The sequence below is a fragment of the Escherichia sp. TW09308 genome (assembly GCF_000208565.1).
In the GTDB taxonomy this organism is placed as follows: domain Bacteria; phylum Pseudomonadota; class Gammaproteobacteria; order Enterobacterales; family Enterobacteriaceae; genus Escherichia; species Escherichia marmotae.
In genome coordinates, this window is sequence record NZ_AEME01000001.1 from 906,711 (window position 1) to 931,431 (window position 24,721).

The following is a 24,721-nucleotide window of genomic DNA, read 5'->3' on the forward strand; positions in this document are numbered from 1 at the left end:
ATGGCATATCTGGTTGCAGTTACCGCCTGCGTTAGCGGTGTGGCACATACCTATATGGCGGCAGAACGGCTGGAAAAGTTGTGTCAGCAGGAAAAGTGGAGCGTCAGCATTGAAACTCAGGGGGCGCTGGGAACGGAGAACCGCTTATCGGACGAGAATATCCGTCGCGCGGATGTTGTGTTGTTGATTACAGATATCGAGCTTTCTGGTGCCGAGCGTTTTGAACATTGTCGCTATGTACAATGCGGTATCTACGCTTTTCTACGCGAACCTCATCGGGTGATGAGTGCTGTTCGTAAGGTGCTTTCTGCGCCGCAGCAAACGCACCTTATTCTGGAGTAGTTGGTTTTTCTGTCAGTTGGCTGTGGTACTGCCGACGATATTCCGACGGCGAGCGTTCGGTATTTTTACGAAACAGACGGCAGAAGTAGTTGCTGTCGACAAAACCGCAGGCGTGAGCCACTTCTTTTACCTTCAGATCATAGCCTTTCAGTAGCGTCTTAGCATGTTCCAGTCGCGTGTGATTCAGGTATTCGTTAAAGCCAATAGCCCCCGTTTTTTGAAACAGGTGCGATAGGTAGTTTGGTGAAATGTAGAACGCCTGCGCGACAGATTCGCGGGTCAGCGCGGTGGCATAACGTTCGTCGATGTAATCGCGAATGGCTTCGAAAAGTGCCTGGCTGCGAGAGGCTGTCTGAATTTGGCTGCCGAGCAAATCGCGGCAGTGGCTAAGCAAACTGGTAACAATAAGCCTGGCTGTTTGTTGCTCCTGCGGCTGCATTTGCATTTCATTGAGCGTTTGTAGCAGGAACGAGCCAATACGTGGGCCACGTCGGGCGACGTGTTGCTTTGCCAGATTTTGATATTGTTTGCCATCCCACTGTACGACGCTGAAGCCGAGTTGCTGTTTGCCAAACAGAACGCTAAATGTCGTGGCGGGTGTTTCCCATTGTGGGAAATTCCACCCGCCAGCGGGAACGTACAGTACATCGCCGGAAACTAACGTTGCACCTGTACCGGTATCAACAAACTCGCCTTCCAGCACAATTTCCAGCCGTGGAAAATCGACCTTATACGCGAGATCGGGGGCCGGGCCGTTGCTGCTCGCGAAGTAAACCTGGCGGAGTAACAGCGGGCCGTTGATCAGGCGGGAGAGCAGATAGTTGACGTCGTGATACATGTTATTCCCTCAGGTATGTAGACGGGAAAACAGTAACTGGCATTATGAAAAAAGGCCACCTGAAAAGTGTGGCCTGATGGGAGTGAGATGTAAACATTGCGGCAGTTGTATTGCCGGATGCGGCGTAAACGTCTTATCCGGCCTACCGCCGCGATCTGTAGGCCGGATAAGACGCGTCAAGCGTCGCATCCGGCAAATAGCACCTGGTAGATAATTACTGATTACCCACCTGATCGCCATACGGCAGAGTGTCGTAATCGATCAGCGCATTTTTCTTATACGGGTTACCAATCCAGCGGGTGGTTTCTTTGAATTGCGGGTTCACCACCGAACGGGTTGGATCGTAACCGTCGTAAGATAAGCCCGCCAAATCCGACCAGGTGTGGATCAGTTCAGCCAGGCTGTATTTACGATCGACATCCTGCGAGAAATCACGCGGATGAGTCGCCTGCCATTTTTCCGACGTCCACAGCAGGAACGGAATGGTGTACATGTGGCGCGTCGGGTTGTCTTCATTACGCCCCTGAGTTTTATGCGGTGGTGTGTCATAAACCTCTTCACCGTGGTCAGAGAAGTAAACCAGGAAACCATTCGGATCAGCAGCTTTAAAGTCTTTAATCAGGCTGGCAACTACGTGATCGTTGTACAAGTTGGCGTTGTCGTAATCGTTATACGATTCCAACTCTTCTGCGCTTAATCCCGGCGGCACGTGATCGGTATTGCCATCAAACTTGCCCTGATCTTCCGGGTAACGATATTTGTATTTGATGTGCGTACCCAGCAGATGAACGATGATCAGTTTCTTCGGCGCGGGGTCCTTCAGCACTTCCTGGAACGGCTTCAGCACGTTGGTGTCGTATTCACGCGCACTCTGTGTGCGTTGCTGGTTCATGTAGTACTGTTTATCGGTCTGGCGCGAAAATACCGTCAGCATGGTGTTGCGGGCGGTCATCGTTTGCTGGTTGGTGATCCAGAACGTTTTATAACCCGCCTGTTTCATCATGTTCATCAGCGACGGCTGCGTCAGGTACAGATCCGGATTCTTTTCGTTGGCGAAAGTCAGCGCCTGTTGCAGGATTTCAATGGTGTACGGACGCGATGTGACCACATTATTGAACACGGTCAGGTTTGGGTCGGTTTTATGCAGCGCATCCAGTTCAGGCGTGGTTTCACGCGGATAACCGTACAGGCTCATGCGTCCACGCTGGGTTGATTCGCCAATCACCAGTACTAAGGTGCGCGGTTCGTTGCCCGATTCGTCTTTGAAATTAGCCAGCGGCGGTAATGCGTTATTTTCATTCAGTAGTTTCGTCAGTGAGTTAAGTTGCTGGCGATACTGATAATAACCTGTCAGGAATTGCCACGGCGCGGCGGGTTCCATGCGCGATGCCAGATTATCCAACGTTTTCTCAAACGGTTTGTTTTTGATAAACGTGTTCATGGCGATCGGGTGCAGAATCAAACCATAAAGCAGGGCAAAAGAGACAACATAACGCCACGGCTTCGGAATATAGACCGGGCGCAGGCGTGTCCATAGCAGAACTGCCACTGCTGTATAGGCCAGCGCGATAAGCACAATCTTCAGGCTGAAATACTGGCTTAAATACTCGCTGGCTTCGTTGGTGTTGGTTTCAAACATCACAAACAGAACGCTCTGCGAGAACTCCTGACCGTATATGACGTAGTAACACAGCGCCGCCAGAGAGGCCGCCCACAGCATCACGCCGATTATCGCGGCGATAATTTTAATCCGCTTCGGAAAGAGGAATACCGGGATCAACCACAGCGAACTAAACAACAGCGAGTCGCGCATGCCGTTAGTACCGCTGTAGCCGCTGACGTAAATAATGACCTGTAGTAGGGTAGAGAAAAACCAAAAGTAGAGCAGTGCCCAACCCAGGGCTTTCCAGCTAAAAAGGGGTTTAGCCTGGACTTCTGTGGAATGCATAGTAAGAACCTGTCTCGAAAAAATAGCGCCGAATGTAAGGGTAAAACCTTAAGGATATCTGAAGAGATATCCAGGATTTGAATAAAATGCAGACAGAAATATATTGAAAACGAGGGAGTTAGAACAGAAGTATTTCAGAAAACCCTCGCACTATTGCACGAGGGTTGATAGAGGGAGAGATTAGCCGGTATTACGCATACCTGCCGCAATCCCGGCAATAGTGACCATTAACGCTTGTTCTACGCGGGGATCCGGTTCATGACCTTCTTTTTCCGCCTGGCGGGAGCGGTGCAGTAGCTCTGCCTGCAACACGTTCAGCGGGTCGGTGTATATATTCCGTAGCTGAATAGACTCGGCAATCCACGGCAGATCCGCCATCAGATGGGAATCGTTGGCAATCGCCAGCACCACTTTGATGTCTTCTTCTTGCAGATTGCGTAACTCTTTACCTAACGGCCACAGTTCTTTGTCGACCAGGCGTTGGTCATAGTATTCCGCCAGCCACAGATCCGCTTTTGCGAACACCATCTCCAGCATTCCCAGACGTGTTGAGAAGAACGGCCAGTCGCGGCACATGGTTTCCAGTTCGTTCTGTTTGCCATCTTCGACCACTTTTTGCAGCGCTGTACCCGCACCCAGCCAGGCGGGAAGCATCAGGCGGTTTTGCGTCCAGGCGAAGATCCACGGAATGGCGCGCAGTGATTCGACGCCGCCGGTTGGGCGACGTTTCGCCGGACGTGAACCCAACGGCAGTTTGCCCAGTTCCTGTTCTGGCGTAGCGGAACGGAAGTAAGGAACAAAATCTTTGTTTTCACGCACGTAGCCACGATAGACATCGCAAGAGATGACCGACAGTTCATCCATAATCCGACGCCAGCTCTCTTTCGGCTCTGGCGGTGGCAGCAGGTTGGCTTCCAGAATCGCCCCGGTGTACAGCGACAGGCTGCTAACGGTGATTTCCGGTAGACCGTATTTAAAGCGGATCATCTCGCCCTGTTCGGTCACACGCAGGCCGCCTTTCAGGCTTCCCGGCGGTTGCGAAAGCAGTGCTGCATGTGCTGGTGCGCCACCGCGGCCAATGGAACCGCCGCGACCGTGGAACAGCGTCAGTTCAATACCCGCCTTTTCGCAGGTTTTGATTAACGCATCCTGTGCCTGATACTGCGCCCAGGATGCCGCCATCACGCCCGCATCTTTTGCTGAGTCGGAATAGCCAATCATTACCATCTGTTTGCCCTGAATCAGACCGCGATACCAGTCGATATTCAGCAGTTGGGTCATAACATCGTTGGCGTTGTTCAGGTCATCGAGGGTTTCAAACAGCGGTGCGACCGGCATCGCGAATCCAATTCCCGCTTCTTTCAGTAGCAGGTGGACAGCCAGTACGTCAGACGGTGTTTTCGCCATCGAGATCACGTAGGCGGCAATGGAGCCTTGTGGCGCTTCGGCAATCACCTGACACGTATCGAGCACTTCGCGCGTTTCGGCGCTTGGTTGCCAGTTGCGAGGCAGCAACGGACGTTTAGAGTTCAGTTCGCGGATCAGGAACGCCTGTTTGTCGGCCTCTGACCAGCTTTCGTAGTCTCCGATGCCGAGGTAGCGGGTCAGTTCACCCAATGCTTCGGTATGACGAGTACTCTCCTGGCGGATATCAATACGCACCAGCGGTACACCGAAACATTTCACGCGGCGCAGAGTATCAAGCAGATCGCCGTTGGCGATAATCCCCATGCCACACGCCTGAAGTGACTGGTAGCAAGCGTAGAGCGGCTCCCATAATTCTTCGTTCTGTGTCAGCAGGCCTTCCGGTTTTGGCAGTTCTTCACCTTTCAGGCGCGCTTCCAGCCACGCCTGGGTCGCCATCAGGCGAGAACGCAGGTTTTTCATCAGATAGCGATACGGCTCTGCAGCACCTTCTTCACCGACCAGCGCCAGCAGTTCAGGTGTTGCTTCAACCATCGACAACTCGGAGACCAGAACCTGAATATCTTTCAGGAACAGGTCAGTTGCTTTCCAGCGACTGAGCAGAAGTACGTGACGGGTGATGTCGGCGGTGACGTTTGGGTTGCCATCGCGGTCGCCGCCCATCCACGAGGTAAAACGAACCGGAACAAATTCTACCGGCAGTTTGTAGCCCAGGTTTTCTTCCAGTTGCTCATTCAGTTCGCGCAGGTAATTCGGCACGCCCTGCCACAGGCTGTTTTCTACTACTGCAAAACCCCATTTGGCTTCATCAATTGGGCTTGGGCGTAGTTTGCGGATTTCATCGGTATGCCACGACTGAGCGATCAACTGGCGCAGACGGCGCATTAATTGGTGATGTTCGTAGTCAGCGAGATCTTTGTTGTCGAGCTGTTTTAAGCAGGCGTTCACTTCCACCATTTTGTGGATCAGTGTGCGGCGGGTGATTTCGGTTGGGTGTGCGGTAAGAACCAGTTCCAGCGACAACGATTCAACCGCTTTTTTGATAGTTTCTTCGCTAAGGTCTGGCTGGTTTTTTAGTTTACGCAGGGTACGGGCGATCACTTCCGGATTGCTGGCAGCCTCACCTTTTGGCGAAATGCTGTGGTATTGCTCGGCGGTGTTGGCCAGGTTCAGGAACTGGCTAAACGCACGCGCAACGGGTAGCAGCTCGTCGTTCGACAAATTTTGTAAGGTGGTGAGCAACTCCTGGCGGTTAGCATCATTGCCAGCGCGTGAAGATTTGGACAACTTACGGATAGTTTCTACGCGTTCAAGAATGTGTTCTCCCAACGCATCCTTGATGGTTTCTCCCAGCACTTTGCCGAGCATACTGACATTACTGCGCAACGCGGAATATTGTTCGTTCATATGACCCCAGACACCCCATCTTATCGTTTGATAGCCCTGTATCCTTCACGTCGCATTGGCGCGAATATGCTCGGGCTTTGCTTTTCGTCGTCTTTTATAAAGCCACGTAAACGCGGTGACGTCAAATGCTGCGAAATCGCTTCAGCAAACGAATAAATAGCAGGGATTTACGCCATTAAATTCACGACGTTTTAAATAAGCGTAACTTATGGGAATGTTAAAAATTCGCCTCGCGTAACACCAAATACGTAGGTCGGATAAGATGCGCAAGCATCGCATCCGACATTATTGCGGCGCTGGAGTTTGGCAGCAGTGCCGGATGCGGCGCGAGCGCCTTATCCGGCCTACGGTTGGGCATCATTTGAGTCACTGTAGGTCGGATAAGATGCGCAAGCATCGCATCCGACATTATTGCGGCGCTGGAGTTTGGCAGCAGTGCCGGATGCGGCGCGAGCGCTTTGTCCGGCCTACGTTTTAATGCCAGCAAAAATGGTGAATCACCTGGGTGATCAACTCGCGGGTGGGTTTAATAAACCGTGTCTCCAGATATTCATCAGGCTGATGGGCTTGATTGATTGAACCTGGTCCTAACACCAGCGTCGGGCATAGCGTCTGAATAAACGGTGCTTCGGTACAGTAGTTCACCACTTCGGTCTGTGCGCCGAGCAATTTCTCAACCACTTCAACCAGTTGATGATTCGGCGGGCACTCATAACCAGGGATCGGCGGATGCAGCTCTTCGACCGTCAGACGACCCGGCCAGCGTTCGCTTACCGATGCCAGCGCGTCGTTGAGCAAGCCGTTAAGTTCATTGAGCGTCATGCCTGGCAGCGGACGAATATCCATATGCAACTCACAGCAGGCGCAAATTCGGTTAGATGCGTCACCGCCGTGAATATGCCCGAGGTTGAGCGTGGGATACGGTACGGTAAACGCTTCATAGTGATAGCGTTCTTTAAGGTCGTCACGTAATTGTAAAATATGGCCGATGGCGTCATGCATCAGCTCGATGGCATTCACCCCGCGTGCCGGATCGCTGGAGTGCCCCGACTGACCCATAATGCGAATGGCGTTAGAAATATGGCCTTTATGTGCGCGTACCGGTTGCAGTGACGTCGGTTCGCCAATGATGGCGCAATCCGGGCGCAGGGCGGTGGTTTCGGCAAAATAACGCGCTCCGGCCATACTGGTTTCCTCATCGGCAGTCGCCAGAATGTAGAGCGGCTTTGCAAGCTTCGTGACGTCGACATCGCGTAGTGCATCAAGGATAAACGCAAAGAAGCCTTTCATGTCGGCGGTGCCCAGACCATAGAGCTTGCCGTCATGCTCAGTCAGCGTAAACGGATCGCGCGTCCAGCGCCCGTCATCAAACGGCACGGTATCGGTATGCCCCGCCAGCAACAAGCCGCCAGCGCCGTGTCCGCAACTTGCCAGCATATTAAATTTGTTGCGTGTTCCCGGCACGGGCTGCACTTCCACATTGAAGCCCAAATCTTTGAACCAACCCGCCAGCAGAGTGATTAAATCTGCATTGCTTTGATCGAGCGCTTCTTCCGTGGCGCTTATTGAAGGTGTGGCAATCAGAGCACGGTAGATCTCGATAAATGGCGGTAATTTGTTTTTCATTGTTGACACACCTCTGGTCATGATAGTATCAATATTCATGCATTAATTGTGAATAAAAATACACTAACGTTGAGCATAATAAAACCCACCAGCCGTAAGGTGAATGTTTTACGTTTAGCCAGGCAAACAGACATAAGAAGGTGAATAGCCCCGATGTTGAATACGCTGATTGTGGGTGCCAGTGGTTACGCTGGCGCAGAGCTAGTGACCTATGTAAATCGCCATCCGCATATGAACATAACCGCTTTGACTGTTTCAGCGCAAAGCAATGATGCGGGAAAGTTAATCTCCGATTTGCATCCGCAGCTCAAAGGCATCGTTGATCTGCCGCTGCAGCCGATGTCGGATATCAGCGAGTTTAGCCCAGGGGTGGATGTGGTGTTTCTCGCCACTGCCCATGAAGTTAGCCACGATTTAGCACCGCAGTTTCTTGATGCAGGCTGTGTGGTATTCGACCTTTCCGGCGCATTCCGCGTTAACGACGCCGCCTTCTATGAAAAATATTACGGCTTTACCCATCAATACCCGGAACTGCTGGAGCAAGCCGCTTATGGTCTGGCGGAGTGGTGCGGCAATAAATTAAAAGAAGCGAATTTGATTGCGGTGCCGGGGTGTTACCCGACGGCAGCGCAGTTGGCGCTTAAACCGTTGATTGATGCCGATCTTCTAGATCTCAATCAGTGGCCGGTCATCAACGCCACCAGCGGTGTAAGCGGTGCAGGACGTAAGGCAGCGATTTCTAACAGCTTTTGTGAAGTCAGCCTGCAACCATACGGTGTCTTTACCCATCGCCATCAACCGGAGATCGCTACACACCTTGGTGCTGACGTGATCTTCACCCCGCATCTGGGCAATTTCCCGCGCGGCATTCTGGAAACGATTACCTGCCGTCTGAAACCGGGCGTGACCCAGGCGCAAGTAGCACAAGTGTTGCAACAGGCATATGCGCATAAACCGCTGGTACGGTTGTATGACAAAGGCGTTCCGGCGCTGAAAAACGTTGTCGGGCTACCGTTCTGCGATATCGGTTTTGCCGTTCAGGGCGAGCATCTGATTGTGGTGGCGACCGAAGACAACTTATTGAAAGGTGCGGCGGCACAGGCAATCCAGTGTGCCAATATTCGTTTCGGCTATGCGGAAACGCAGTCTCTTATTTAAGGGTGCAATGATGAATCCATTAATTATCAAACTGGGCGGCGTATTGCTGGATAGTGAAGAGGCGCTGGAACGGCTGTTTAGCGCACTGGTGAATTATCGCGAGTCTCATCAGCGTCCGTTGGTGATTGTTCACGGCGGCGGCTGCGTGGTGGATGAGTTGATGAAAGGGTTGAATCTGCCGGTGAAAAAGAAAAACGGCCTGCGCGTGACGCCTGCGGATCAGATAGACATTATCACTGGCGCACTGGCGGGAACGGCAAATAAAACCCTGCTGGCGTGGGCGAAGAAACATCAGATTGCTGCTGTGGGGCTGTTTCTCGGTGATGGCGACAGCGTCAAAGTGACCCAGCTCGATGAAGAGTTGGGCCATGTTGGACTGGCGCAGCCAGGTTCGCCTAAGCTTATCAACACGTTGCTGGAAAACGGTTATTTGCCGGTGGTCAGCTCTATTGGTGTGACGGACGAAGGGCAACTGATGAACGTCAATGCTGACCAGGCCGCGACGGCACTGGCGGCAACGCTGGGTGCGGATCTGATTTTGCTTTCTGATGTCAGTGGCATCCTCGACGGTAAAGGGCAACGAATTGCTGAGATGACCGCGGCGAAAGCAGAACAACTGATTGAGCAGGGCATTATTACTGACGGCATGATTGTGAAAGTGAATGCGGCGCTGGACGCTGCACGCACGCTGGGCCGCCCGGTGGACATCGCCTCCTGGCGTCATGCGGAACAGCTTCCGGCACTGTTTAACGGTATGCCGATGGGGACGCGGATTTTAGCTTAATTTTTGTTGGCCGGAGGCACAGCTTCCGGCATTGAATTTCAAAATAAGGAAACAGAGTTATGGCACTTTGGGGCGGGCGTTTTACTCAGGCAGCAGATCAACGGTTCAAACAATTTAATGACTCATTGCGCTTTGATTACCGTCTGGCGGAGCAGGATATTGTCGGCTCTGTAGCCTGGTCCAAAGCCCTGGTAACGGTAGGTGTGTTGACCGCAGAAGAGCAGGTGCAACTGGAAGAGGCGCTGAACGTGCTGCTGGAAGACGTTCGCGCCAGGCCACAACAAATCCTCGAAAGCGACGCCGAAGATATCCATAGCTGGGTGGAAGGTAAACTGATCGACAAAGTGGGTCAGTTAGGCAAAAAACTGCATACCGGGCGTAGCCGTAATGACCAGGTAGCGACTGACCTGAAATTGTGGTGCAAAGAGATGGTCAGCGAGTTGCTGGCGGCTAACCGCCAGTTGCAATCGGCGTTGGTGGAAACGGCGCAAAATAATCAGGACGCAGTGATGCCGGGTTATACCCACCTGCAACGCGCTCAACCGGTGACGTTCGCTCACTGGTGCCTGGCCTATGTTGAGATGCTGGCGCGTGATGAAAGCCGTTTGCAGGACGCGCTTAAGCGTCTGGATGTCAGCCCGTTAGGTTGTGGTGCGCTGGCGGGAACGGCCTATGACATTGACCGTGAACAACTGGCTGGCTGGCTGGGTTTTGCCTCGGCAACGCGTAACAGCCTGGACAGCGTTTCTGACCGTGATCACGTACTGGAACTGCTTTCTGCCGCCGCCATCGGCATGGTGCATCTGTCGCGTTTTGCCGAAGATCTCATTTTCTTTAACACCGGCGAAGCGGGTTTTGTCGAACTGTCTGATCGCGTGACTTCCGGTTCATCCTTAATGCCGCAGAAGAAAAACCCGGATGCGCTGGAGCTGATTCGTGGGAAATGTGGTCGTGTCCAGGGCGCATTAACCGGCATGATGATGACTCTGAAAGGGTTACCGCTGGCCTATAACAAAGACATGCAGGAAGACAAAGAGGGCTTGTTCGACGCACTCGACACCTGGCTGGATTGCCTGCATATGGCGGCGCTGGTGCTGGATGGGATTCAGGTGAAACGCCCGCGTTGTCAGGAAGCGGCGCAACAGGGTTACGCTAACGCCACTGAACTGGCGGATTATCTGGTGGCAAAAGGCGTACCGTTCCGCGAGGCGCACCATATTGTGGGTGAAGCGGTGGTGGAAGCCATTCGTCAGGGCAAACCACTGGAAGAACTGCCGCTGGCTGAGTTGCAGAAATTCAGCAAGGTGATTGGAGAAGATGTGTATCCGATTTTGTCGTTGCAATCGTGCCTCGACAAACGTGCGGCAAAAGGCGGCGTCTCACCGCAGCAGGTGGCGCAGGCGATTGCTTTTGCAAAGGCGCGGTTGGTGTAACTTGTTTATATCGCTCCCCTGAAAACGGGGAGTTTGCCTTATCATGCCTACGTAGTGTTGCGCTTTGTAAGCCAGATAAGGCGTTTACGCCGCATCTGGCAGGAATTTATCATCATCCTGATGCCCCTGAGTTTTACGTCCAGCCACAGCCATTCTTCGTCACATTCCTTTTAATTCTTGCGTCTTCTTTACGTTTACTTTTCCTATAAAAATCATTTTCAAATACATCAAACAATACATATTTTAATTAATTGAATATAATTGATTTCTATTGCTGTGTTCATTTTTAAGATTAATGGAATTTGTTATGTGATTATTTAACGTGTTGTTTTAACGATGATGGTTAATATTGTAGACAATATTTGAGGATATTTCTGTTCCTCGGCGGAAAATTTTATTTTTAATGTGATCACGGTTGAATAATCACTTTTTCTTCCTTGTATGGTAGTAGGCATAAAATTAAGTTTAAAACGTCTATTTAAAACACAGGAGAGTGCAATAATGAAAATTATTGCTGCGGACGTTTTTGTCACTTGCCCCGGGCGTAATTTCGTTACGCTTAAAATAACCACTGAAAGCGGACTTTGTGGGCTGGGAGATGCCACATTAAATGGTCGTGAATTGTCGGTCGCTTCCTATCTGAAAGATCATCTTTGTCCACAATTAATAGGTCGCGATGCCAGCCGTATCGAAGATATCTGGCAATTCTTTTATAAAGGTGCTTACTGGCGGCGTGGCCCCGTCACGATGTCGGCAATCTCTGCCATTGATATGGCGTTATGGGATATCAAAGCTAAAGCAGCCAATATGCCGCTGTATCAACTGCTGGGTGGCGCTTCTCGCGAGGGCGTGATGGTCTATTGCCACACCACCGGGCGTACAATTGATGAAGTCCTTGAAGACTATGCAAAACACCAGCAAATGGGCTTTAAGGCGATTCGGGTGCAGTGCGGCGTGCCGGGTATGCAAACTACCTATGGCCTGGCGAAGGGAAAAGGGTTGGCTTACGAACCGGCAACCAAAGGCCAGTGGCCGGAAGAACAATTGTGGTCTTCAGAAAAGTATCTCGATTTTACGCCGAAGCTCTTTGAGGCCGTGCGCAACAAGTTCGGTTTTAATGAACATCTGTTGCATGACATGCACCATCGCCTTACCCCTATTGAAGCGGCGCGCTTTGGTAAGAGCATTGAAGATTACCGCCTGTTCTGGATGGAAGACCCGACACCTGCCGAGAATCAGGAATGTTTCCGTTTGATTCGCCAGCATACCGTGACACCAATTGCGGTCGGAGAAGTCTTTAATAGTATCTGGGATTGTAAGCAGTTAATCGAAGAGCAGTTAATTGACTATATCCGCACGACGATTACCCATGCTGGTGGAATTACCGGGATGCGACGGATTGCCGATTTTGCATCGCTTTATCAGGTGCGTACCGGTTCGCATGGCCCTTCTGATTTATCGCCCATTTGCCATGCGGCAGCGCTGCATTTTGATCTCTGGGTGCCTAACTTCGGTGTTCAGGAGTACATGGGTTATTCCGAACAAATGCTTGAGGTCTTCCCGCATAGCTGGCGCTTCGACGCGGGTTATATGCACCCAGGCGATGAACCAGGGCTGGGTATCTCCTTTGATGAGAAGCTGGCGGCGAAATATCCGTATGATCCGGCGTATCTCCCCGTTGCGCGTCTGGAAGACGGTACATTGTGGAATTGGTAGTGATTTAAGCGAAACCGTATATCTGTCGCTTAATTTATTTATTGAGTAATCAAATCTATTCAATTTTCTCAAGGAGTATAAAAATGGATGTTGATTTGCCAGGTAGTGTTGCGGGTAATAAACCGCAACGGATTCGCCGTATTCAGACGGTGGCGCTGGTTTTATTATTTATGGCGGGAATCGTTAATTTTCTCGATCGCTCATCATTGAGCGTGGCAGGCGAGGCGATTCGTGGCGAGTTAGGATTATCAGCCACAGAGTTTGGCGTTTTACTTTCTGCATTTTCTCTGTCTTATGGTTTTTCACAACTGCCTTCCGGTATTTTGTTAGATCGTTTTGGTCCACGAATTGTGTTAGGCGCAGGATTAATATTCTGGTCATTAATGCAGGCATTAACAGGAATGGTTAATTCCTTTAGCCACTTTATTATTATGCGTATTGGACTGGGTATTGGTGAAGCGCCGTTTATGCCTGCGGGGGTGAAATCTATCACCGACTGGTATGCGCAAAAAGAACGCGGCACGGCGCTGGGGATCCTTAACTCATCTACCGTTATCGGTCAGGCCATCGCGCCCCCTGTTCTTGTATTGATGCAACTGGCGTGGGGCTGGAGGACGATGTTTGTCATCATCGGCCTGGCGGGGATTCTGGTTGGGATTTGCTGGTACGCATGGTATCGCAACCGGGCGCAGTTTGTCCTGACCGATGAAGAACGAGCGTATCTCTCTGCACCGGTTAAGCCGCGTCCACAATTGCAATTTAGCGAGTGGCTGGCGCTGTTTAAACATCGGACAACCTGGGGGATGATTTTAGGTTTCGCTGGTGTCAACTATACCGGTTGGCTCTACATTGCGTGGTTACCCGGTTATTTGCAGGCTGCGCAAGGTTTCAGTCTGGCAAAAACCGGCTGGGTGGCGGCGATTCCTTTCCTTGCGGCGGCAGTCGGGATGTGGATCAACGGTATTGTTGTCGATAGACTGGCGAAAAAAGGCTACGACCTGGCGAAGACGCGTAAAACGGCCATTGTTTGCGGTTTGATGATGTCGGCATTAGGGACGTTGCTGGTGGTGCAATCTTCCTCGCCTGCGCAGGCGGTGGCGTTTATCTCAATGGCGCTGTTCTGCGTGCATTTCGCGGGAACATCGGCATGGGGACTGGTGCAGGTGATGGTGTCAGAAACAAAAGTGGCTTCCATCGCTGGTATTCAAAACTTTGGCAGTTTTGTCTTTGCTTCCTTTGCCCCGATCGTGACCGGCTGGGTAGTGGATACTACGCACTCGTTTAATCTGGCGCTGGTTATTGCGGCCTGCGTGACCTTCATCGGCGCGCTGTGTTACTTCTTTATCGTCAAAGATCGCATTGAATAAATATTGGGTCTGGCTCTCTTGTGGGAGCCGGGCGAAATAAAAAAAAAGCGGATCCTGGAGATCCGCAAAAGTTCACGTTGGCTTTAGTTATTCGAGTTGAGAAACTCTCGAAACGGGCAGTGACTTCAAGGGTTAAAGAGGTGCCGCTCCGTTTCTATGAGCAATTATCAGTCAGAATGCTTGATAGGGATAATCGTTCGTTGCTATGCTACCTATCGCCATGAACTATCGTGGCGATGGAGGATGGATAATGAATATTCGTGATCTTGAGTACCTGGTGGCATTGGCCGAACACCGCCATTTTCGCCGTGCGGCAGATTCCTGCCACGTCAGCCAGCCAACCCTGAGTGGGCAAATTCGTAAGCTGGAAGATGAGCTGGGCGTGATGTTGCTGGAGCGGACCAGCCGTAAAGTGTTATTCACCCAGGCGGGAATGCTGCTGGTGGATCAGGCGCGTACCGTGCTGCGTGAGGTGAAAGTCCTTAAAGAGATGGCAAGCCAGCAGGGCGAGACCATGTCCGGGCCGCTGCACATTGGTTTGATTCCAACGGTCGGGCCTTACCTGCTACCGCATATTATCCCGATGCTGCACCAGGCTTTTCCGAAGCTGGAAATGTATCTGCATGAAGCCCAGACCCATCAATTACTGGCGCAACTGGACAGCGGCAAACTCGACTGTGTGATCCTCGCACTGGTGAAGGAGAGCGAAGCATTCATTGAAGTGCCGTTGTTTGATGAGCCAATGCTGTTGGCAATCTATGAAGATCACCCGTGGGCTGATCGTGAATGTGTACCGATGGCCGATCTGGCCGGGGAAAAACTGCTGATGCTGGAAGATGGTCACTGTCTGCGCGATCAGGCAATGGGCTTCTGCTTTGAAGCGGGGGCGGATGAAGATACACACTTCCGCGCGACCAGTCTGGAGACGCTGCGTAACATGGTGGCGGCTGGTAGCGGTATCACTTTACTGCCTGCGCTGGCCGTGCCGCCGGAGCGTAAACGTGATGGCGTTGTTTATCTGCCGTGCATTAAGCCAGAACCACGCCGCACTGTTGGCCTGGTTTACCGTCCGGGTTCGCCGCTGCGCAGTCGCTATGAGCAACTGGCAGAGGCCATCCGTGCAAGAATGGATGGCCATTTCGGTAAAACGTTAAAACAGGCGATTTAAGCCGTTTAGCGCCGCGACCCGATAGGCTTCCGCCATAGTCGGGTAGTTAAAGGTGGTGTTGACGAAGTACTCAATCGTGTTGCCGCCACCTTTCTGTTCCATAATCGCCTGACCGATATGAATAATTTCGGCAGCGCGCTCACCAAAGCAGTGAATTCCCAGAATCTCTTTTGTTTCCCGATGGAACAAAATTTTCAACGTGCCCACGTTCATCCCGACAATTTGCGCACGAGCCAGATGTTTAAACTGGGCGCGGCCCACTTCATACGGCACTTTCATCGCGGTCAGTTGCTGTTCCGTTTTACCGACCGAGCTGATTTCCGGAATGGTGTAGATGCCGGTAGGGATATCTTCAATCAGATGCGCGGTGGCTTCGCCTTTCACCAGCGCCTGTGCGGCAATGCGCCCCTGGTCGTAGGCCGCCGACGCCAGGCTTGGATAACCAATCACGTCGCCCACCGCGTAAACGTGCGGCTGCGCGGTCTGGTACATGCTGTTGACCTTTAGCTGACCGCGGCTGTCAGTTTCCAGTCCAATGTTCTGTAACGCCAGTGAATCGGTATTACCGGTGCGACCGTTGGCATAGAGCAGGCAGTCTGCTTTCAGCTTTTTGCCTGACTTCAGGTGCATGATCACGCCGTCGTCACAGCCTTCGATCTTCTCGTACTCTTCGTTGTGACGGATCACCACGCCACTGTTCCAGAAGTGATAGGAGAGAGAATCTGACATCTCCTGATCCAGAAATGCCAGCAGGCGATCACGGGTGTTGATCAGATCGACTTTCACATCCATTCCACGGAAGATCGACGCATATTCGCAGCCGATCACCCCGGCACCGTAGATAAGTACATGGCGCGGTTCGTGATGCATGCTAAGAATCGAGTCGCTGTCGTAAATGCGCGGATGGGTAAAATCGACGTCTGCCGGATGATAAGGGCGAGAACCGCAGGCAATGACATATTTTTCTGCGGTCAGCGTTTCTACCGTGCCGTCAGGGCAATCCAGCGCCAACGTGTGCTCGTCAACAAAGCGAGCGTTTCCCTGCAATATTTCGCAGTGATTACGTTCGTAAAATCCCTGACGCATGCGCGTTTGTTGATTAATCACATTATCGGCATGGTTGAGGATATCGGCAAAAGAAGAGCGGAGCAGCCGTGAATGATCGCTATAAAGAGGGTTTTGATTAAATTCTATAATGCGGCTGACAGCGTGACGGAGGGCTTTCGACGGAATGGTGCCCCAGTGGGTGCAACCGCCGCCAACATTTTGATAACGCTCGATAACTGCGACGCGCGCACCTTGCTTAACCAGACCCATTGCAGCGCCTTCGCCGCCGGGGCCGGAACCTATTACTATGGCATCGTAATCGTAGGAATGTGACATGGTAGGGCTTACCTGTTCTTATACATAAAAGCAACAGAATGGTAACATTTTATCGCGGGTAAGCCAATTGATCCCCGTCATTTATCTGGTTATATCGTGAGCGGCCTTTGCTTTGTCTGCTCCTTCCCTGTCTCATTAATTCGCAATTAAACGCTTTTTCTTATGGCAGATAGTTTTATCTTGCTGAAAAGTGCCTTTTTGTTATTGTCTCCGTGAAATCATTTTATAAAACAAATAGATAAACATTTTATATTGATTGGTTATTTGTATTTATACCATCAATGCAATCCGTTAATTAGCCTGTTTATCAGTGAATAAAGGAATAGCCGATGATCGAACACTCTATTCGTGGGTTTGAGGAAGAACTGCGCGAGATCCGCCATCAGATCCATGAAAATCCGGAGCTGGGGTTAAAGGAGTTTAAAACCAGTGCGCTGGTGGCGGAAAAGTTACGCCTGTGGGGTTATGAAGTTGAACAAGGGCTGGCGACGACGGGCGTGGTCGCTACCTTAAAAGTCGGTGACGGAGAGAAAAGTATTGGCTTGCGTGCCGATATGGATGCGCTGCCAATTTATGAAAATAGCGGCAAGTCCTGGGCCAGTAAACATCCCGGTTTAATGCATGCCTGCGGGCATGACGGACATACCACAATATTGCTGGGTGCCGCGCGCTATCTTGCTGAAACCCGCCGCTTTAACGGCACGTTGCGCCTTATCTTCCAGCCAGCGGAAGAAATGATTAACGGCGGCGAGATCATGGTTAAAGAAGGACTTTTTGACCGTTTCCCCTGCGATGTCATTTTCGGCATGCATAACATGCCCGGTCTGCCAGTGGGTAAGTTTTATTTCCAGCCCGGAGCGCTGATGGCGTCAATGGATCAATTCTATATTACGGTTCGTGGTTGTGGCGGACACGGTGCGATCCCTCACAAAGCGATTGATCCGGTGCTGGTTGCCGCACATATCACCACCGCATTACAAAGCATTGTGTCGCGCAATGTCGATCCGCTGGAGGCAGCAGTCATTACCGTCGGCAGTATTGTTGCGGGTGAGGCCGCTAACGTCATTCCTGATAGTGCTGAGATGAAAATTAGCGTCCGCTCTCTTAGCCGTGAAACCCGGCAACTTCTGTTGGCCCGTATTCCCGCTCTGGCACAAGCCCAGGCTATCAGCTTTGGTGCTACGGCTGATGTGACGCATGTTAACTGTACTCCGGTGTTGGTCAACGATGAAGAGATGGCGCGCTTTGCCTGGCAGGTGGCGTGTAAAACGTTTGGTGAAGATCGGGCCGGGTTTGGCATCAAGCCTCTGATGGGCAGTGAAGATTTCTCTTTCATGCTGGAAGCCCAGCCGAAAGGTGCTTTTTTGCTGTTCGGTAATGGCGATGTCGGGGAAGGGGCATGCATGGTGCATAACCCAGGTTACGACTTCAACGATGCAAGTCTGGTTCCGGCAAGCAGCTACTGGGGCGCACTGGTGGAAGCCTGGCTGCAATAAATAAAACAACACACAACATCACTATCTGGCAAGGAACATGGAATGACGGCGATCGTAAATGAAACAGTGGACGTAAGGAAAAAGCCCAGCGGCAAACGGGTGATTTTTGCCTCGGCGTTTGGCAATGCGCTCGAATTTTTTGATTTTGGCGTTTACAACTTTTTTGTGGTCTATATCAGCACGCTTTTCTTTCCACCCAGTGCCGATCACAATGTCGCGCTGTTACTGGCATTTGCAACGTTTGGCGTGAGCTTTTTTATGCGCCCGCTTGGTGGGATTATCGTTGGTGCCTGGGCCGATCGTTTCGGGCGGAAACCGGCGATGGTGTTTACCATTGCCCTGATGAGTCTCGGTACGCTGATGATCGGCATTGCGCCAACATATGCGACGGCGGGATATTGGGGAACAGCGACGCTGGTGCTGGCGCGCCTGATTCAGGGCGTTGCGGCAGGCGGTGAAGTCGGTGCCTCAATGTCTTTGCTGGTTGAGTCAGCTCCGGCAAATCGTCGCGGCTTTTACAGTAGCTGGTCGCTGGCGACCCAGGGGCTGGCAACGACCTTTGGTGGTGTCGTCGCTTTGGGTTTGAGCGCATGGCTGCCGTTCGCCACAGGTTCAGAAACCGTAATGGCGGAGTGGGGCTGGCGTGTACCGTTTTTTATTGGTGTGCTGTTAGCGCCCATCGGTTGCTGGCTGCGCCTGAGTCTGGAAAACGATGTGCCTGAACCTGTGCACCATAAAAAAGCCGCAGCCAGCGAAAGCGCGTTTTCTCTGCTCTTGCAACATAAAGCAACCATCGTTAATGGTGTTTTACTCGCTATTGGTAGTACGGTTGCAACCTATATCTCCCTCTTTTACTACGGCACCTGGGCAGCGAAGTATCTGGCGATGCCTCAACACTATTCTCATGCAGCGATGTTACTGGCGGGCGTTATTACGTTTGTGGGGGCGTTGTTGGTGGGGATGCTGTGTGATTCGGTCGGGCGTAAAAAGCTGATTTTAATCTCCCGGGTGATGGTGTTGATCTGTAGCTGGCCATCGTTCTGGCTGTTGGTGAATTATCCCAGTCCCGGCATGTTGCTGACGGTGGTTTTCGTGATGGTCAGCTTCACCACGCTTGGCGGTGTACCGGTAATGTTGCTGATTTCCGAACTGTTACCGAAACGGATTCGGGCATTGGGCTTCGCACTGGTTTATAGCATTGGCGTAGCAATCTTCGGCGGGTTTGCGCAATACTTTGCCACGCAATCCATTGTGTTACTGGATAGCCTGACGGCGCCAGCGTGGTATCTGGGCGGAGGTACGTTGTTGTCGATGCTGGCGTTGTTGTTTGTGAAAGAACCGGCTAAAGAGTTGCAGTAAATGTGTTTTATTGCGTTACCGTTCATTCACAACACTGGAGCAATCCAGTATGTTCATTCTCTGGTATAGTGCCAACAGTACTTTTGGCAAGGATTTAGACATCGTGATGGGCGTAAGAGCGCAACAAAAAGAAAAAACCCGCCGTTCTCTGGTGGAAGCCGCATTTAGCCAATTAAGTGCTGAACGTAGCTTCGCCAGCCTGAGTTTGCGTGAAGTGGCGCGTGAAGCGGGCATTGCTCCCACCTCTTTTTATCGGCATTTCCGCGACGTAGACGAACTTGGTCTGACCATGGTTGATGAGAGCGGTTTAATGCTGCGCCAACTCATGCGCCAGGCGCGTCAGCGTATTGCTAAAGGCGGGAGTGTGATCCGCACCTCGGTCTCCACATTTATGGAGTTCATCGGTAATAATCCGAACGCCTTCCGGTTATTATTGCGGGAACGCTCCGGCACCTCCGCTGCGTTCCGTGCCGCTGTTGCGCGTGAAATTCAGCACTTCATTGCGGAACTTGCGGACTATCTGGAACTCGAAAACCATATGCCTCGTGCGTTTACTGAAGCGCAAGCCGAAGCAATGGTGACGATTGTCTTCAGTGCGGGTGCCGAGGCGTTGGATGTCGGCGTCGAACAACGTCGGCAATTAGAAGAGCGACTGGTACTGCAACTGCGAATGATTTCGAAAGGGGCTTATTACTGGTATCGCCGTGAACAAGAAAAAACCGCAATTATTCCGGGAAATGTGAAGGACGAGTAATGAAACAAGCAAATCAAGATAGAGGTACGCTGCTGCTGGCGCTGGTTGCAGGCTTATCGATCAATGGTACTTTTGCGGCGCTGTTTAGCTCCATTGTGCCATTTTCTGTATTCCCGATTATTTCCCTGGTGCTGACGGTCTACTGCCTGCATCAACGTTATCTTAATCGCACTATGCCGGTAGGTTTGCCGGGTCTGGCTGCTGCCTGTTTTATTCTCGGTGTTCTGCTGTACAGCACGGTGGTTCGTGCGGAATATCCGGATATCGGTTCTAACTTCTTCCCGGCCGTGCTGTCCGTCATTATGGTGTTCTGGATTGGCGCGAAGATGCGTAACCGTAAGCAGGAAATTGCTGAGTAATCAGTATCATGCTGGATGCTGGCGCATCCAGCATGGGTTTTACTTAGCGGTTAGTAATACGCCGCACTCCATATGGTGCGTGTAGGGGAACTGATCAAACAGAGCCAGACGTTCAACCTTGTGCGTCTGGCTTAATGTTTCCAGATTCTTACATAACGTTTCCGGGTTGCAGGAGATATACAAAATACGCGGATACGCCTGCACCATTTTCTCGGTTTCACTGTCCAGACCGCTGCGCGGTGGGTCGACAAAAATGGTTTCGCACTGATAACTCTTCAGGTCGATACCTTGCAGACGGTTAAACTCACGCACGCCATTCATCGCCTGAGTAAACTCTTCCGCCGCCATACGAATAATTTGTACGTTATCTATATGGTTAGCAGCAATATTGTATTGCGCGGCAGCGACCGACGGCTTGGCGATTTCGGTGGCTAATACTCGATCAAAATTGCGCGCCAGAGCTAATGAAAAATTACCGTTGCCGCAGTACAACTCCAGTAAATCGCCTTTTGAGCCTTTGGTAACATCCAGCGCCCATTCCAGCATCTGAATATTCATCGCCGCGTTTGGCTGGGTGAAGCTGTTTTCTACCTGACGGTAGATCATCTCTTTCCCTGCGACCGGCAGACGCTCATCAATGTAATCCTGATCCAGCTCGATTTTTGTTTTCGTTTGCCCGACCAATCAAATGCACATTCAGATTCTGCGCTCGCAGTGCATCGCGCAGGGCTTCTGCCTGCTGACGCCACTCGTCATCCAGCTTTTTATGGTACAGCAGAGAAACGACGGCCTGATTGCTCAATGTGGTGAGGTAATCAATCTGGAACAGCTTGTGGCGCAGAACGGGATTATTACGCACACCCGCAATCATCGCCGTCATCAACTGGTTGATCAGTTCACTGGCGGCGGGGAAGCTATCTACGCGGATGCGGCTTTTGGTCTGTTGATCGAAAATGATGTGGTACAGGTCATCGCCATCGTGCCAGATGCGGAACTCTGCTCGCATCCGATAATGACTGACCGGCGAGCGAAACACTTCCGGAACCAGGTCAGAAAACGGCGCCATCATACTTTGTAAACGTACCACTTTTTCGGCTAACTGCGCTTCATACTGTTCTGTTGGAAGGTGTTCGGGGGTCATGATGTATCCTGAAAATGAAATGTACGCGGCGATTGTAGGGATTGCTCATCAGATGTCCAGATCTTGATGAATTCCTATTTATGCGCGACGTCTGGACAGCAACTTGTTACAACCTGTAGCATCCACTCGCCGGTCCTGTGAGTTAATAGGGAATCCAGTGCGAATCTGGAGCTGACGCGCAGCGGTAAGGAAAGGTGCGATGATTGCGTAATGCGGACACTGCCATCCGGTGGGAAGTCATCATCTCTTTGTATCCTCAGATACCCCTCCAAGCCCGAAGACCTGCCGGCCAACGTCGCATCTGGTTCTCATCATCGCGTAATATTGATGAAACCTGCGGCATCCTTCTTCTATTGTGGATGCTTTACAATGATTAAAAAAGCTTCGCTGCTGACGGCGTGTTCCGTCACAGCCTTTTCCGCTTGGGCGCAGGACACCAGCCCGGATACTCTCGTTGTTACTGCTAACCGTTTTGAACAGCCTCGCAGCACTGTGCTTGCTCCAACTACCGTTGTGACACGTCAGGATATTGACCGCTGGCAGTCGGCCTCGGTGAACGATGTTCTACGTCGTCTGCCGGGCGTGGATATCACCCAGAATGGCGGTTCAGGTCAGCTCTCTTCTATTTTTATCCGTGGTACAAACGCCAGCCATGTATTGGTGTTAATTGATGGCGTACGCCTGAATTTGGCGGGGGTCAGTGGTTCTGCCGACCTTAGCCAATTCCCTATTGCGCTTGTCCAGCGAGTTGAATATATCCGTGGACCGCGATCTGCCGTTTATGGTTCTGATGCAATAGGCGGAGTGGTGAATATCATCACCACGCGGGATGAATCCGGCACGGAAATTTCAGCGGGATGGGGAAGTAATAGTTATCAGAACTACGATGTTTCTACGCAGCAACAACTGGGGGATAAAACACGGGTAACTCTGTTGGCCGATTATGCCCATACCCATGGATTTGATGTTGTCGCCTATGGCAATACCGGAACGCAAGCACAACCAGATAACGATGGTTTTTTAAGTAAAACGCTTTATGGTGCGCTGGAGCATAATTTTACTGACACCTGGAGCGGCTTTGTGCGCGGCTATGGCTATGATAATCGTACCAATTATGACGCGTATTATTCTCCCGGCTCACCGTTACTCGATACCCGTAAACTCTATAGCCAAAGTTGGGACACCGGGCTGCGCTATAACGGCGAGTTGATTAAATCACAACTGATTACCAGTTACAGCCACAGCAAAGATTACAACTACGATCCGCATTATGGTCGTTATGATTCGTCCGCGACGCTCGATGAGATGAAGCAGTACACCGTCCAGTGGGCAAACAACGTCACCGTTGGTCACGGTAATATCGGCGCGGGTGTTGACTGGCAGAAGCAAACTACGACGCCAGGCACTGGATATGTTGCAGATGGGTATGATCAACGTAATACGGGGATCTATCTGACCGGGGTACAACAAGTTGGCGATTTTACGTTTGAAGGTGCTGCACGCAGCGATGATAACTCACAGTTTGGTCGTCATGGCACCTGGCAAACCAGTGCTGGTTGGGAGTTCATTGAAGGCTATCGCTTTATCGCTTCTTATGGCACGTCGTACAAGGCACCTAATCTTGGGCAACTGTACGGTTTCTACGGTAATCCGGATCTGAACCCCGAGAAAAGCAAACAGTGGGAAGGTGCGTTTGAGGGTTTAACCGCCGGGGTGAACTGGCGTATCTCCGGGTATCGTAACGATATCAGTGACCTGATCGATTATGACGATCACATCCTGAAATACTACAACGAAGGGAAAGCGCGGATTAAAGGCGTCGAGGCGACCGCCAATTTTGATACCGGACCGCTAACACATACGGTGAGTTACGATTATGTCGACGCACGTAATGCGATTACCGACACGCCGTTATTACGTCGTGCTAAACAGCAGGTGAAATATCAGCTCGACTGGCAACTGTATGATTTTGATTGGGGTATTACTTACCAGTATTTAGGTACTCGCTATGATAAGGATTACTCATCTTATCCCTATCAAACTGTGAAAATGGGCGGTGTGAGCTTGTGGGATATTGCGGTTGCATATCCGGTCACCTCTCATCTGACTGTTCGTGGTAAAATAGCCAACCTGTTCGACAAAGATTACGAGACAGTCTATGGCTACCAAACTGCAGGACGGGAATACACCTTGTCTGGCAGCTACACCTTCTGAACCACGTCCCACCGTGCTGGTGTTTGACTCCGGCGTCGGTGGGCTGTCGGTCTATGACGAGATCCGGCGTCTCTTACCGGATCTCCATTACATTTATGCTTTTGATAACGTCGCTTTCCCGTATGGCGAAAAAAGCGAAGAGTTTATTGTTGAGCGCGTGGTGGAAATTGTCACTGCAGTGCAAGAACGTTATCCCCTTGCATTGGCGGTGGTGGCTTGCAACACCGCCAGTACCGTTTCACTTCCTGCATTACGCGAAAAGTTTGACTTCCCGGTTGTCGGCGTCGTTCCGGCGATTAAACCCGCAGCGCGTCTGACCGCTAATGGCATTGTTGGACTGCTGGCAACTCGCGGAACAGTTAAACGTTCTTATACCCATGAGTTGATCGCGCGTTTCGCCAATGAATGCCAGATAGAAATGCTCGGTTCGGCAGAGATGGTCGAGCTGGCTGAAGCGAAGCTGCATGGCAATGAAGTTTCTCTGGATGCACTAAAGCGTATCTTGCGCCCGTGGTTAAGAATGAAAGAGCCGCCAGATACTGTTGTTCTGGGATGTACCCACTTCCCTCTATTACAAGATGAACTGTTGCAGGTGCTGCCAGAGGGAACCCGGTTGGTGGATTCAGGCGCAGCGATTGCCCGCCGAACGGCCTGGTTACTGGAGCATGAAGCCCCTGATGCAAAATCAGTCGATGCGAATATTGCCTTTTGTATGGCAATGACGCCAGAAGCTGAACAGTTATTGTCCGTTTTACAGCGTTACGGCTTTAAAACGCTCGAAAAACTGACAGTTTCAGGCTGAT

General features: G+C 51.4%; 18 protein-coding genes, 1 pseudogene and 1 riboswitch. Of the genes and pseudogenes, 13 read left to right on the forward strand and 6 right to left on the reverse strand.

What is annotated here, in order from left to right; translation table 11 throughout:
• Positions 1-342, forward strand: coding sequence for a PTS fructose-like transporter subunit IIB (locus tag ESM_RS0104540; RefSeq protein ID WP_000323857.1), 342 nt, complete (start codon positions 1-3; stop codon positions 340-342).
• On the opposite strand, the gene ESM_RS0104545 is transcribed toward ESM_RS0104540, so the two are convergent.
• The 4 genes from ESM_RS0104545 to argE all read right to left on the reverse strand — a co-directional run bounded on the left by ESM_RS0104545 (position 329) and on the right by argE (position 7,586).
• The gene (locus ESM_RS0104545; RefSeq protein WP_000274587.1) at positions 329-1,180 is read right to left on the reverse strand and encodes an AraC family transcriptional regulator; all 852 of its coding nucleotides are present in this window, start codon (positions 1,178-1,180) and stop codon (positions 329-331) included. The two genes, ESM_RS0104540 and ESM_RS0104545, sit on opposite strands and share 14 nt — an antisense overlap.
• A gap of 214 nt (positions 1,181-1,394) precedes the next feature.
• A complete protein-coding gene (locus ESM_RS0104550) occupies positions 1,395-3,128 on the reverse strand; it encodes a phosphoethanolamine transferase CptA (protein WP_000556325.1) in 1,734 nt (577 codons plus the stop codon).
• A gap of 180 nt (positions 3,129-3,308) precedes the next feature.
• Positions 3,309-5,960, reverse strand: a complete 2,652-nt coding sequence (gene ppc, locus ESM_RS0104555; protein ID WP_001005558.1) for a phosphoenolpyruvate carboxylase — start codon at positions 5,958-5,960, stop codon at positions 3,309-3,311.
• A gap of 474 nt (positions 5,961-6,434) precedes the next feature.
• The gene (gene argE / locus ESM_RS0104565; protein ID WP_010376593.1) at positions 6,435-7,586 is read right to left on the reverse strand and encodes an acetylornithine deacetylase; all 1,152 of its coding nucleotides are present in this window, start codon (positions 7,584-7,586) and stop codon (positions 6,435-6,437) included.
• A 153-nt stretch (positions 7,587-7,739) separates the two neighbouring features.
• Here argE and argC point away from each other — a divergent pair, with 153 nt between their 5' ends.
• From argC to oxyR, 6 genes are all read left to right on the forward strand, one after another.
• Positions 7,740-8,744 carry an N-acetyl-gamma-glutamyl-phosphate reductase gene (gene argC, locus ESM_RS0104570; protein WP_000935354.1) on the forward strand — a complete coding sequence of 335 codons (1,005 nt, stop codon included), beginning with the start codon at positions 7,740-7,742 and terminating at the stop codon, positions 8,742-8,744.
• Between the two features lie 7 nt (positions 8,745-8,751).
• Positions 8,752-9,528: an acetylglutamate kinase gene (gene argB / locus ESM_RS0104575; protein WP_001362445.1), complete on the forward strand. Its 777-nt coding sequence runs from the start codon at positions 8,752-8,754 to the stop codon at positions 9,526-9,528.
• 59 nt (positions 9,529-9,587) lie between these two features.
• The gene (argH, locus tag ESM_RS0104580) at positions 9,588-10,961 is read left to right on the forward strand and encodes an argininosuccinate lyase (protein WP_001240113.1); all 1,374 of its coding nucleotides are present in this window, start codon (positions 9,588-9,590) and stop codon (positions 10,959-10,961) included.
• A 501-nt stretch (positions 10,962-11,462) separates the two neighbouring features.
• Positions 11,463-12,677 carry a D-mannonate dehydratase ManD gene (gene manD, locus ESM_RS0104585; protein ID WP_000690941.1) on the forward strand — a complete coding sequence of 405 codons (1,215 nt, stop codon included), beginning with the start codon at positions 11,463-11,465 and terminating at the stop codon, positions 12,675-12,677.
• A gap of 83 nt (positions 12,678-12,760) precedes the next feature.
• Positions 12,761-14,044: an MFS transporter gene (locus ESM_RS0104590; RefSeq protein ID WP_000382161.1), complete on the forward strand. Its 1,284-nt coding sequence runs from the start codon at positions 12,761-12,763 to the stop codon at positions 14,042-14,044.
• A gap of 250 nt (positions 14,045-14,294) precedes the next feature.
• Entirely contained in the window at positions 14,295-15,212 is a 918-nt protein-coding gene (gene oxyR, locus ESM_RS0104595; protein WP_001025929.1) for a DNA-binding transcriptional regulator OxyR, read from the forward strand.
• Here oxyR and sthA read toward each other — a convergent pair.
• On the reverse strand, positions 15,195-16,595 hold the full coding sequence (sthA, locus tag ESM_RS0104600) for a Si-specific NAD(P)(+) transhydrogenase (protein ID WP_000019889.1): 1,401 nt from the start codon (positions 16,593-16,595) through the stop codon (positions 15,195-15,197). The genes oxyR and sthA overlap by 18 nt on opposite strands.
• 329 nt (positions 16,596-16,924) lie before the next feature.
• Between sthA and ESM_RS0104605 the strand changes: the two genes are divergently transcribed.
• The 4 genes from ESM_RS0104605 to ESM_RS0104620 all read left to right on the forward strand — a co-directional run bounded on the left by ESM_RS0104605 (position 16,925) and on the right by ESM_RS0104620 (position 20,563).
• Positions 16,925-18,091 (forward strand): M20 aminoacylase family protein, encoded by a 1,167-nt coding sequence (locus ESM_RS0104605; RefSeq protein ID WP_000569546.1) that lies wholly within the window; start codon positions 16,925-16,927, stop codon positions 18,089-18,091.
• Between the two features lie 42 nt (positions 18,092-18,133).
• Entirely contained in the window at positions 18,134-19,450 is a 1,317-nt protein-coding gene (locus ESM_RS0104610) for a citrate-proton symporter (RefSeq protein ID WP_000125454.1), read from the forward strand.
• A gap of 103 nt (positions 19,451-19,553) precedes the next feature.
• Positions 19,554-20,204, forward strand: a complete 651-nt coding sequence (fabR, locus tag ESM_RS0104615) for an HTH-type transcriptional repressor FabR (RefSeq protein ID WP_001309117.1) — start codon at positions 19,554-19,556, stop codon at positions 20,202-20,204.
• Positions 20,204-20,563: a YijD family membrane protein gene (locus ESM_RS0104620; RefSeq protein WP_000806410.1), complete on the forward strand. Its 360-nt coding sequence runs from the start codon at positions 20,204-20,206 to the stop codon at positions 20,561-20,563. The genes fabR and ESM_RS0104620 overlap by 1 nt, the downstream gene beginning before the upstream one ends.
• A 39-nt stretch (positions 20,564-20,602) precedes the next feature.
• Here the strand turns inward: ESM_RS0104620 and trmA are convergent.
• Positions 20,603-21,704: pseudogene (trmA, locus tag ESM_RS01000000124065) on the reverse strand (tRNA (uridine(54)-C5)-methyltransferase TrmA).
• A 113-nt stretch (positions 21,705-21,817) separates the two neighbouring features.
• Positions 21,818-22,008: riboswitch (cobalamin riboswitch) on the forward strand.
• A 65-nt stretch (positions 22,009-22,073) separates the two neighbouring features.
• Between trmA and btuB the strand changes: the two are divergent.
• Together btuB and murI are read left to right on the forward strand one after the other, a co-directional pair.
• A complete protein-coding gene (gene btuB / locus ESM_RS0104630) occupies positions 22,074-23,918 on the forward strand; it encodes a TonB-dependent vitamin B12 receptor BtuB (RefSeq protein ID WP_000591341.1) in 1,845 nt (614 codons plus the stop codon).
• Positions 23,863-24,720, forward strand: coding sequence for a glutamate racemase (gene murI / locus ESM_RS0104635; protein WP_000201835.1), 858 nt, complete (start codon positions 23,863-23,865; stop codon positions 24,718-24,720). Before btuB ends, murI begins: the two co-directional genes overlap by 56 nt.
• Position 24,721 lies beyond the last annotated feature (1 nt).

Excerpts from the sequence above, each read along its gene's own strand:
- ESM_RS0104540 (WP_000323857.1), top strand. The coding sequence starts at position 1 with ATGGCATATCTGGTTGCAGTTACCGCCTGCGTTAGCGGTGTGGCACAT.
- argB (WP_001362445.1), top strand. The coding sequence starts at position 8,752 with ATGATGAATCCATTAATTATCAAACTGGGCGGCGTATTGCTGGATAGT.
- ESM_RS0104545 (WP_000274587.1), bottom strand. The coding sequence starts at position 1,180 with ATGTATCACGACGTCAACTATCTGCTCTCCCGCCTGATCAACGGCCCG.
- ppc (WP_001005558.1), bottom strand. The coding sequence starts at position 5,960 with ATGAACGAACAATATTCCGCGTTGCGCAGTAATGTCAGTATGCTCGGC.
- manD (WP_000690941.1), top strand. The coding sequence starts at position 11,463 with ATGAAAATTATTGCTGCGGACGTTTTTGTCACTTGCCCCGGGCGTAAT.
- btuB (WP_000591341.1), top strand. The coding sequence starts at position 22,074 with ATGATTAAAAAAGCTTCGCTGCTGACGGCGTGTTCCGTCACAGCCTTT.
- argH (WP_001240113.1), top strand. The coding sequence starts at position 9,588 with ATGGCACTTTGGGGCGGGCGTTTTACTCAGGCAGCAGATCAACGGTTC.
- ESM_RS0104605 (WP_000569546.1), top strand. The coding sequence starts at position 16,925 with ATGATCGAACACTCTATTCGTGGGTTTGAGGAAGAACTGCGCGAGATC.
- argC (WP_000935354.1), top strand. The coding sequence starts at position 7,740 with ATGTTGAATACGCTGATTGTGGGTGCCAGTGGTTACGCTGGCGCAGAG.
- ESM_RS0104550 (WP_000556325.1), bottom strand. The coding sequence starts at position 3,128 with ATGCATTCCACAGAAGTCCAGGCTAAACCCCTTTTTAGCTGGAAAGCC.
- oxyR (WP_001025929.1), top strand. The coding sequence starts at position 14,295 with ATGAATATTCGTGATCTTGAGTACCTGGTGGCATTGGCCGAACACCGC.
- ESM_RS0104620 (WP_000806410.1), top strand. The coding sequence starts at position 20,204 with ATGAAACAAGCAAATCAAGATAGAGGTACGCTGCTGCTGGCGCTGGTT.
- murI (WP_000201835.1), top strand. The coding sequence starts at position 23,863 with ATGGCTACCAAACTGCAGGACGGGAATACACCTTGTCTGGCAGCTACA.
- argE (WP_010376593.1), bottom strand. The coding sequence starts at position 7,586 with ATGAAAAACAAATTACCGCCATTTATCGAGATCTACCGTGCTCTGATT.
- ESM_RS0104610 (WP_000125454.1), top strand. The coding sequence starts at position 18,134 with ATGACGGCGATCGTAAATGAAACAGTGGACGTAAGGAAAAAGCCCAGC.
- sthA (WP_000019889.1), bottom strand. The coding sequence starts at position 16,595 with ATGTCACATTCCTACGATTACGATGCCATAGTAATAGGTTCCGGCCCC.
- ESM_RS0104590 (WP_000382161.1), top strand. The coding sequence starts at position 12,761 with ATGGATGTTGATTTGCCAGGTAGTGTTGCGGGTAATAAACCGCAACGG.